This is a genomic window from Rhizobacter sp. P2_H3 (assembly GCF_056403355.1).
Genome location: NZ_JBFUFQ010000211.1, coordinates 1 through 9915, shown reverse-complemented (window position 1 = coordinate 9915; position 9915 = coordinate 1). Strand labels below are relative to the sequence as shown.

The window sequence follows — 9915 nt, the reverse complement described above, 5'->3', positions numbered from 1 at the left end:
GTCATCAGGTCGCCGTGCGAGTAGGCGTACTTCACCGTCGTTTGGATCGGCACGATGTTCGCACCAGCCTTGGCGTTCACCGATTGCACGGCTTCGGTGATCCGGCCCCGCGGGTCGTACCTGAAACGGGCGAAGCCGTTCGGGTGATCGRCGCGGCTGAGCCGGCCGATGCTGTAGGTGTAGTCCGGGCCGGTGAGGTCCCAGCTCCAGGTGGTGGTCTGGCTCGCTTGGCCGCTCTGGCTGTAGACGACGCTGGTGAGTCGTCCTTCGAGATCGTAGGTGTAGGTTTCGGTGACGCCACGGCTGTCGGTGCGGGTCTTCAGCCGGCGTGCCGCGTCGTAGGTGATGTTGGTGATGCCGGTGTCCGGGCTGATCAGCTGCGTCGCATCGCCGAAGCCATTGCGCGGGTACTGCGTGACCAGGTTGCGCGGGTCGGTCACCTTCGTCGGCCTGCCGCCTCCGTCGTACTCGATCGCGGTCTTGCCGTTCCTCGGGTCGGTCAATTCCTTCACGCGGTACTGCGGGTCGTAGCCCACCCGCGTCTGGATGTTCAGGCCGTTCGGATCGCGGGTGATCTTGGTGACGTTTCCTTCGGCGTCGTACTCGTAGGCACGGACTGGCGTTGGTGACACCGGCGGAGGCGGAATATCAGCGTGGCATGGGACGGCAGGCAAAAGCAGGCAAGTCGCAACAGCAAAGACCCCTGCATGGGTCGTCGTGTTCATCGTCGAGTTTCAGTAGGCGGTTGATCGATTCGCGCCGCCACACCCTCTCAAGGGGACTGCCTGGTCGGCGTACTGCGCGCATTGAAGCGCCGAGCTTGATCGTTGGCAAGCATCACATGCGACGCCGTCGGTGGCTTGCAACATGCCAGAGGTTCACGATGACGCCGATCGCAAATCTGCGTATCTCCACGTGCCCATGCAGAGACAGACGCGGAACAGTCTGCAGAAACAATGGAGTCAGCCCACCGCAGTCACCATGTACCGCAACAACTCACCCACCCCGCGGATCTGCTCCCCGAACGGCAGCTTGCCCACCCCGCGGAAGAACAGCCCCTTCTTCACATCCCCGCGCAGCGCCGCCGCGAGCTGCGTGTCGATGCAGAACTGCCCCCAGCCCGGCAGGCCGTCGCGCAGGCCGCATTGCGCGAGGCAGTCGAAATCCAACGTGCAGCGCGGCTTCACGTGCGCCGTCTTCTGCAGGCGCGGCTCGGCCTTCAGGTAGTTGCGCAGCCAGACCGTCGGCACCGCGCGCGCCGGCAGCCCGGCCACGCTGGTGAACTCGACCAGGTCTTCATCACGCGCCTGCGCCAGCACCTGCTTGAAGGCTTCGTGCGCATCGCATTCATGCGTCACCGCGAACGGCGTACCCAGCTGCACCGCTGCCGCGCCCAGGCCCTGCAGCCGCCGCACGTCGGCATGGCTGCGCACGCCGCCGGCCGCGATCAGCGGGATGTCCTTCTCGTAGCCGCCGCTGCGCAGGAACGCCAGCACCTGCGGGATCACCGTCTCGAAATCGAACCTCGCGTCATGCAGGTCGCCGATGCGCGCCGCGCCCAGGTGGCCGCCGGCCAGCCCCGGGTGTTCGATGACGATCGCATCGGGCAGGCGCTTGCGGCGCTCCCATTTGCGCACCAGCAACTGCACGCCGCGCGCGTCAGACAGGATCGGGATCAACAGCGTGTCCGGGTGCTCGCTCGCCAGTTCCGGCAGGTCCAGCGGCAGCCCGGCGCCGACGACCACCGCATCGATGCCGCATTCGAGCGCGCGCGTCACCGACGGCGCATAGTCGCTGACCGCGCGCATCACGTTGATCGCGAGCAACCCGCGCCCGCCGGAGAGTTCGCGCGCCGCGCGGATCTCGCGCTCGATCGCGACCAGGTTGGCCGCGTTGATCGCCAGCTTGGCCGCCTCGGTGGCCGCGGGGCCGGGCGGCAGGTCCGGCGTGAGCGCCATCAGGTCCGGGTGATGCCGCCGCAGGTCGACCGACGACAGCGTGCCCATCGCACCGAAGCCCGCCACCGTGCCCGCGAGCCGGTGCGCCGACACGCCGACGCCCATGCCGCCCTGCACGATCGGCAGCAGCGTGCGGCCGCCCAGCTGCAGCGGCGCGAGACCGCCGCGCACGGCCTCCTCCATCAAGGCGGCGGGCAGGGCAGGTCGATCGGTGGACTCGGTCATCGGGCAGGCGGGCATCGGGTGCCGCGGGAGGGTCTCGGTGGCGCGCACCATAGCAACGGTCCGTGCGGACCGCCTTGCGCCGGATCAAGCCGCTACAGCGCCTCGTCGCGGTAGGCCAGGTGCAGCGCGCCGTTGGACGCGTGGATGCGCTCGTTGCCGATCATCAGCGCCGCCGAATGCGCGTCGCGCAGGTGCCGCGCGATGCTGTACGGCGAATCGTTGCGGTAGCCGCTGGTGCCGGTGATGCGCAGCGCGTCGGTGCAGATCTCGGCCACCAGCTCCGAGGCCGCGAGCTTCAGGTGGTTCAGCTGGATCGCGCAGGCCACCGAGCCGAGCTCCTGCGCGCCGGCATCGGCTGTCGCGCACATCGCGTCGTAGCGGTGCGCCCAGTCGCGCACCTGCACGCGCATCAACTGCAGCTTGGCCGACACCGCGCTCAGCCGCGCTGCCGTCGGCGGCGTGCCGCCCAGGCGCCGCCCGGTGTCGCGCACGAAGGCGCGCGCCCGCGCCACCGCATCGGTCGCGATGCCCAGCCACGCCGAGCCCCACAGGATGTGCGCCCACGGCACCATGGTCTGCGCATTGATCTCGGCGAACGGCGCCGGCACGATCTGCGCCGCGTCGAACCGCGCGCTCACGGTATAGCCCGGGCTGCAGGTGCCGCRCATGCCCATCGCGTCCCAGGTGCCCAGCCGCTCCATCCCGCACTGTCTCTTGTCGAGCAGCACCAGCGCCTGGTCGCCGGCGGCGGCCTCGGCGCTGCGGCGCACCGTCACGAGGAAATCGTCCGCCGCATCGGCATACGACACCACGGTGCCTTCCTTGCGCAGCCTGCACTCGCCGGACGACGCGTCGCGCTCGATCGGGCTGATGCTGGTGCGCACCGAGCCGCCCACGCCGGCCTCGCTGGTCACCGACGCGATCAGCCGCTGCTCGCGCACCAGCCGGTCGAGGCAGTCCGCGAAGTACGGCGTGCTCCCATGGCGCACCAGGCACGCCACCTGCACCTGGTGCATCGCGAACACCATCGCTGCCGACGCGCAGCGCTGCCCCAGCGCCTCGCACATCGCACCCAGTTCGGCGATGCTGCTGCCGTGGCCGCCCAGGCGCGGCGCGACGCGGGCCGACAGCAGCCCGGCATCCTTCAGCGCCATCACGGCCTCGATCGGGAAGCGGCCGTCGCGGTCCACCGCCGCGGCGGCCGGCCCCGCGATCTCGCGGGCGATGCGGCGCACCTGCTCGATGCGGGCTTCGGGCGACGCCAGCGCGTCGAGGGTGTCCTGGAGAATCGCGCTCATGACAGCGGCCTGGTAGTGACGATGCCGCGCATCTTCGCGACGCGGTGCGCACCGGCGCTTGACGCCGCGCAAGTCGGCCGCCGTGCCCCCCGCGCGTCGGGGGGGCATCGATGCGCTCAGCGCATCACGAGCACCGGCGTCTTCGCGTGCGACAGCAGCCGGGCGACCGTCGAGCCGGTCACCAGTTGCCCGAGCGCCCCGTGCCCGTGCGAGCCGAGCATCACGAGGTCGAAGCCGCCTTCCGCGGCCTGCCGGGCCAGCACGGTGCCGGGATCGCCGACCGCCCACCGGCGCTTCGGGTGCCCCGGCAGCCGGTCGAGCGCATTCGACAGCCCTGCCAGCACCCGGTGGCCGGCGTCGGCCTGGCGCGCCTCGATCCCGGGGCGGTCGAGCAGCGCGGCCAACCCGTTGGGCAACGGTGCCAGCACGTGCAACGCCGTGTAGTCGTGGGACGGATCCAGCCACTGCGGATGCGCCGCGAGGCGCTCGAACAGGTGGTGGGTGCAGGCGCTGTCGTCGACGCCGATCAGGATCTTCATCGCGGGTCTCCAGAGGGCCGGTGGTGCCCCGACCGTAACGACAGCGCCGCGCGCTTGCGTTGATGTACCGCAATCGGTGCGGATCGCCGTGCCTGCGGCCGTCGCCGGCGCCGTGCGGTTCCACACGCAGTTGCCGTGTGCGGCGGTGCGGCCTGCCGGGGCTTGACGCCGATCAAATGGCACGCGGCGGCGAATGCCGAGACTGCCTGCAAGGCGTGCCTTCCGGCCCGCAGGAGCCTTCGCATGCGGCAGCAGACCTTGTTGATCGTCGACGACAACCCCGACAACCTGCGGGTGCTCGGCGAGCTGCTGCAGGGCGAATACCGCGTGCTCGCGGCCACCGGCGGCGTGCGTGCGCTGGAACTGGCGCGCCAGCGTCCGGCGCCCGACCTGATCCTGCTCGACGTGATGATGCCGGGGATGAATGGCCACCAGATGCTGCAGGTGCTGCGCGACGACCCCGGCACCTGCGACATCCCGGTGATCTTCTCGACCGCGATGGACTCCACCGAGGACGAGCGCCGCGGCCTGGCCGAGGGGGCCGTCGACTACATCACGAAGCCGCTTCGCCCGGCGGTTCTGCTCGCTCGCGTGCGTGTGCACCTCGTGCTGAAGCAGGCGCGCGACAGCCTGCGCGACGAGAAGGTGGCGCTGCAGGCCGAGCTGCTGCTGCGCCGCCGCGAGAACGAGCGGATCCAGGACGTCGCGATGCGCGCGCTGRCACGGCTGGCCGAGACGCGCGACAACGAGACCGGCAACCACCTGCTGCGCACGCAGGCCTGTGTCGAGGCGCTGGCGCGCCGCGCCTGCAGCCATCCGCGCTTTCGCGATGCACTGGACGAGCACGCGATCGCGTTGATCGCGAAATCTGCGCCGCTGCACGACATCGGCAAGGTCGGCATTCCCGACAGCGTGCTGCTCAAGCCGGGCCCGCTGACGCCCGAGGAGTGGGTTGTGATGAAGACCCACGCGCGCCTGGGTGCCGACGCCATTGCCCATGCGGTGGCCGACACGCACGCGCCGGCGCCGTTCCTCGCGTATGCGCACCAGATCGCGCTGCACCACCACGAGCGCTGGGACGGCAGCGGCTACCCGGACGGCCTGGCCGGCGACGCGATCCCGCTGGCGGCGCGCCTGATGGCCGTGGCCGACGTGTTCGATGCGCTGATCTCGCGCCGCGTCTACAAGGCGGCGCTCGACTTCGGCGAGGTGCGGCGCATCATGGCCGGGCAGCGCGGCCGGCATTTCGATCCGGACCTGCTCGACGCGTTCCTCGCGGGCTTCGACGCGTTCTGCACGATCGCGCAGTGCCATCCGGACGAAGCGGAGCCGGTGCACGAGGCGCGGCCGTGGGAATCGGTCGAGGCCTGATGCAGATGACGCCGCTGTTCGCCGCGACCTTGACCGCGCTGGGCTGCGCGCTCGCGGTGGCGAGCCTGTGCCTGCTGGCCGTCGAGCGCCGCACGCTGCGCCGGCTGCGGGCTGCGAACGCGGCCCTGGAGGCCCGCGTGCAGGCGCTCGCGCTGATGGAGGCGATCGTCGACGGATCGAGCGACGCGATCTTCGCCAAGGACCGGGACGGCCGCTACCTGGTCGTCAACCGCGAGGCCTGCCGCGTGCTCGGCCGCAGCGCGGCCCAGATGATCGGGCAAGACGACCCCGCGCTGTTCCCGCCCGAGCAGGCGATGCTGGTGCGCGCGAACGACCTCGTCGTGATGCACGAGAACCGCGTGCGCACCTTCGACGAGGAGCTCAGCACGCGCGACGGCAGCATCAGCTACCTGGCGACCAAGGGGCCGCTGCACGACGAATCGGGGCGCGTCACGGGCGTGTTCGGCATCTCGCGCGACATCACCGAGCGGCGCCGCGCCGAGCGCGCGCTGCGCGACGCGCACCAGCTGGTGCAGGCGGTGGAGGATTCGGTGCTCGACCACATGGCGGTGCTGGACCACCGCGGCGTGATCGTCGGCGTCAATGCCGCCTGGCGCCGCTTCGCGCAGGCGCAGGGCATGGACGAGGCGCTGGCGGCGCAGGCCGGGATCGGCGTCGACTACCTCGGGCTGTGCCGGGCGGTCGGCCGCGCCGGTGCCGACGACGGGGTCGACAGCGATGCGATCCGCGTGGCCGACGGCATCGCCGGGGTGCTGGCCGGCTGGCGTGACGTGTTCTCGCACGAGTACGCCTGCGATGCCGGCGGCAGCCCGCGCTGGTTCCACATGGACGTCACGCCGCTGCGCACCGGCCGCGGCGGTGCGGTGGTCGTGCATGCCGACGTGACGCAGCGCCGCCTCGCCGAGGACGCGCTGCGGCGCAGCGAGGTGCAGTACCGCTCGATGGTCTGCGCACTCGACGAAGGCATCCTGATCGTCGATGCCCGCGGCCGCGTGCAGGCCTGCTCGCCGCAGGCCCAGCGCTTCTTCGGGATGGGCGCGGCCGAACTGCAGCGGCCCGGCGCGTTCGCGCAGTGGCGCACCGTGCGGCCCGACGGCAGCGCGATGCCGCGCTCCGAGATGCCGATGCTGCGCTGCCTGCGCAGCGGCCAGCCCTGCCACGACGTGACGATCGGCGTCGTGCCGCCCGGCGGCGACCTGCGCTGGGTGCTCGCGCATGCCGAGCCGATGCACGAGTGCGGCGTGCTGACCGCGGTCGTCACCTCGTTCACCGACATCACCGAGCGGCACGCGACGCAGGCCGAGCTCGACCGCCACCGCCATCGGCTCGAGGAGCTCGTCGAGGAGCGCACGCACCAGCTGCAGCGCCTGAACCAGGCGCTGCTCGAGAGCGAAAGGCTGCTGGTCGTCTCGCGCGACAAGGCCGAGGCGGCCAACCGGGCGAAGAGCGCGTTCCTCGCCAACATGAGCCACGAGATCCGCACGCCGATGAACGCGATCATCGGGCTCACGCACCTGCTGCGCCGCGACGTGCACGAACCCGCCCAGGCGCAGCGGCTGCGCAAGGTGGGCGATGCGGCCTCGCACCTGCTGCAGGTGATCGACGACATCCTCGACCTGTCGAAGATCGAGGCCGGCCGCATGGACCTGGAGCGCACCGGTTTCTCGTTGCATGCGCTGCTCGCACGCGCCCGCAGCCAGGTGGCCGAGCGGGCGCTGGCCAAGGGGCTCGCGCTGTCGCTGCGCGCCGACGACGACGTGCCCGACCTGCTGCATGGCGACCCGACCCGGCTGCTGCAGGCGATGCTGAACCTGCTGAGCAATGCAGTGAAGTTCACCGCGCACGGCAGCGTCGCGCTGCGCGTGCTGCGGCTGGCCGACGATGCGGCCGGCGTGCGGCTGCGCTTCGCGGTGCGCGACACCGGCATCGGCATCGCGGCCGACCAGTTCGAGCGGCTGTTCGAGGCCTTCGTGCAGGCCGACACCTCGACCACGCGGCGCTTCGGCGGCACCGGGCTGGGCCTGGCGATCACGCAGCGCCTGGCCGCGATGATGGGCGGCGAGGTCGGCGTGAGCAGCGAGCCGGGGCAGGGCAGCGAGTTCTGGTTCACCGCGTGCCTGGCGCATGGCGCCGCGGCTGGCGCGGACCGGCGCGGCGACGATGACGCCGACGGCGACGGCATGCGGGCCGATCCGCGGCTGCCGTGCGCAGAAGCCGCGCTGCGCGCCCGGCAGGGCCGGCTGCGCGTGCTGGTGGTGGAGGACAACCCGGTCAACCAGGAGGTGGCGTGCGAGGTGCTGCGGGCGGTCGGCGTCGACGCCGAGCTCGCCTGCGACGGCGCGCAGGCGCTGGAGCGCGTGCAACGCGAGCAGTTCGCGCTGATCCTGATGGACATGCAGATGCCCGGCATGGACGGGCTGGAGGCGACGCGGCGCATCCGCGCGCTCGGCGACCGCACGCCGATCCTCGCGATGACGGCCAACGTGTTCGACGAGGACCGCGCCGCGTGCCTGGCCGCCGGGATGGACGGCCATGTCGCGAAGCCGGTCGAGCCGGCGGCGCTGTACGAAACCCTGCGCCGGCACCTCGGGCTGCCGCAGGTCGACGCGGCGCCCCATGCAGAACGGGCCGCGAGCGAATCCGCAGGAGATGACGCCCCGCTGACGCCGTGCGGCGCGATCCGCCGCGTATAGTGCGGCGGGGCGGTCGCAGGGGCCGCCGCCGACCGCGCACCAGGGGGGCATTTCGTGACATCGCAGGGGGTTCCGCACCACATCGCCGTGCTCGACGACGAGGTCGACATCACCCAGTTGCTCGCCAACTACCTCGGCGGGCAGGGGTTCCGGGTGTCGCAGGTGCACCAGGGCCGCGCGCTCGATGCCTTGATGGCCGCCGACACGCCGTCGCTGGTGCTGCTGGACCTCGGCCTGCCCGGCGAGGACGGCTTCGCGATCGCACGGCGGCTGCGCGAGCACCACCAGTGCGGGCTGATCATCATCACCGGCCGCGGCGACGCGGTCGACAAGGTGGTCGGGCTGGAGATCGGCGCCGACGACTACGTGACCAAGCCGTTCGACCTGCGCGAGCTGCTCGCGCGGATCAAGTCGGTGCTGCGGCGCGTGGCCGCCCCGGCGGTCGTGGCGACCGCCCCGGCAGCGCCCGCGGCCAGCGTGACGGCGGCGCCGCCCGAGCGGCTGCGCTTCCTCGACTGGGAGCTCGACCTCGCTGCGCGCCGGCTGGCCAACCGGGCTGGCGTCGAGGTGGTGCTGACCGGCGGCGAGTTCGACCTGCTGAGCGTGTTCGTGCGCCACCCGGGGCGGGTGCTGTCGCGCGATTTCCTGCTCGAGAGCACGCGCGGCCGCGAGGCGGCGCCGTTCGACCGCACGATCGACGTGCAGGTGGGGCGCCTGCGCAAGAAGCTCGAAGCCGACCCGGAGAGCCCGCAGCTGATCAAGTCGGTGCGCAGCGCCGGCTACATGCTGGCGGTGCCGGTCGTCGGCGCCTGAACCGGAGCCCCCGATGCCGCCGCACAACCTGCCGCCGCCGACGCCGGAAGAGGGGCGCCTGTTCCGCTCGCTGTTCTCGGCCTACCCCGATGCGCTGCTGCTGGTCGATGCGCAGGGCCTGATCGTGCGGGCCAACCCGGCGGCGGCCACGTTGCTGGGTTACGAGCTCGCGGAAATCGTCGGCCTGCCGGTCGATGCGCTGGTGCCCGACAGCATCCGCCCACGCCACGCGGCCTACCGCGGCGCCTACGGCATGAGCCCGAAGCCGCGGCCGATGGGCACGCAGCTCGAGCTGACCGCGCGCCGCAAGGATGGCAGCGAGGTGATGGTCGAGATCGCGCTGAGCCCGCTGCAGGACGACGGCCTGCCCTACGTGGTCGCGGCGATCCGCGGCATTGCCGGCTACCCGCGGGTGCAGCAGGCGCTGCAGCAGGCCCGCTACAGCGAATACATCGCCAAGCTCGCCCGGCTGGCAGTCGACACCCGCGACCCGCAGGCGCTGCTCAGGCAGGTGCCGCAGATCGCCGCTGAAGGCATGCAGGCCGAGATGGCCCTGGTCTGGCTGCTGGAGCCGAACCGGATCGAGTTCCGGCTGGCGGCCGGCGTCGGCCTGGACGGCGAGGAGGTCGAGGGGCGGCGCGTGCCCAACCGTCCCGACACGCCGGCCGGCTTCGTGCTGGCCGAGGGGCGGCCGGTGGTGGTGTCCAACTATGCCCGCGAGACGCGCTTCAAGGTGCCGCCCGACTACCTGGCGCGCGGGCTGGTCAGCGGGCTGGCGGTGCCGCTGTCCGACCGCGGCAGCACCGTCGGCGTGCTCGCGGTGCGCAGCCGCGAGGCGCGCCGCTTCGGCGACGACGAGCTGCGCTTCCTCGATTCGCTGTCGAGCCTGCTGGCCACCAGCCTGCAGCGGGCGCAGACCGAGGAGCAGCTGAGCCATGCGCAGCGCATGGAGAGCGTCGGCCAGCTGACCGGCGGCATCGCGCACGACTTCAACAAC

The 9915-nt window shown here is 71.8% G+C and carries 7 protein-coding genes and 1 pseudogene; 4 read left to right on the top strand and 4 right to left on the bottom strand.

The window, feature by feature from the left end:
- From AC1D1T_RS25980 to AC1D1T_RS25965, 4 genes and pseudogenes are all read right to left on the bottom strand, one after another.
- A pseudogene (locus AC1D1T_RS25980) lies at nt 1-632 on the bottom strand (hypothetical protein); the annotation flags it as partial.
- A gap of 330 nt (nt 633-962) precedes the next feature.
- Nucleotides 963-2183, bottom strand: coding sequence for an NAD(P)H-dependent flavin oxidoreductase (locus AC1D1T_RS25975; protein WP_477992762.1), 1221 nt, complete (start codon nt 2181-2183; stop codon nt 963-965).
- Nucleotides 2184-2275: 92 nt separating this feature from the next.
- Nucleotides 2276-3481 carry an acyl-CoA dehydrogenase family protein gene (locus AC1D1T_RS25970; protein WP_477992761.1) on the bottom strand — a complete coding sequence of 402 codons (1206 nt, stop codon included), beginning with the start codon at nt 3479-3481 and terminating at the stop codon, nt 2276-2278.
- Nucleotides 3482-3597: 116 nt separating this feature from the next.
- Nucleotides 3598-4020 carry a universal stress protein gene (locus AC1D1T_RS25965; RefSeq protein ID WP_477828648.1) on the bottom strand — a complete coding sequence of 141 codons (423 nt, stop codon included), beginning with the start codon at nt 4018-4020 and terminating at the stop codon, nt 3598-3600.
- A gap of 243 nt (nt 4021-4263) precedes the next feature.
- Between AC1D1T_RS25965 and AC1D1T_RS25960 the strand changes: the two genes are divergently transcribed.
- The 4 genes from AC1D1T_RS25960 to AC1D1T_RS25945 all read left to right on the top strand — a co-directional run.
- The gene (locus tag AC1D1T_RS25960) at nt 4264-5391 is read left to right on the top strand and encodes an HD-GYP domain-containing protein (RefSeq protein WP_477992760.1); all 1128 of its coding nucleotides are present in this window, start codon (nt 4264-4266) and stop codon (nt 5389-5391) included.
- The gene (locus AC1D1T_RS25955) at nt 5370-8105 is read left to right on the top strand and encodes a PAS domain-containing protein (RefSeq protein WP_477992759.1); all 2736 of its coding nucleotides are present in this window, start codon (nt 5370-5372) and stop codon (nt 8103-8105) included. The genes AC1D1T_RS25960 and AC1D1T_RS25955 overlap by 22 nt, the downstream gene beginning before the upstream one ends.
- Nucleotides 8106-8159: 54 nt before the next feature.
- Nucleotides 8160-8918, top strand: a complete 759-nt coding sequence (locus tag AC1D1T_RS25950; protein WP_477828012.1) for a winged helix-turn-helix domain-containing protein — start codon at nt 8160-8162, stop codon at nt 8916-8918.
- A gap of 13 nt (nt 8919-8931) precedes the next feature.
- On the top strand, nt 8932-9915 hold a 984-nt coding region (locus AC1D1T_RS25945; RefSeq protein WP_477992758.1), incomplete at its 3' end, for a PAS domain S-box protein.

Coding starts and splice junctions, on each gene's coding strand:
- AC1D1T_RS25975 (WP_477992762.1), bottom strand. CDS start 2,183: ATGACCGAGTCCACCGATCGACCTGCCCTGCCCGCCGCCTTGATGGAG.
- AC1D1T_RS25965 (WP_477828648.1), bottom strand. CDS start 4,020: ATGAAGATCCTGATCGGCGTCGACGACAGCGCCTGCACCCACCACCTG.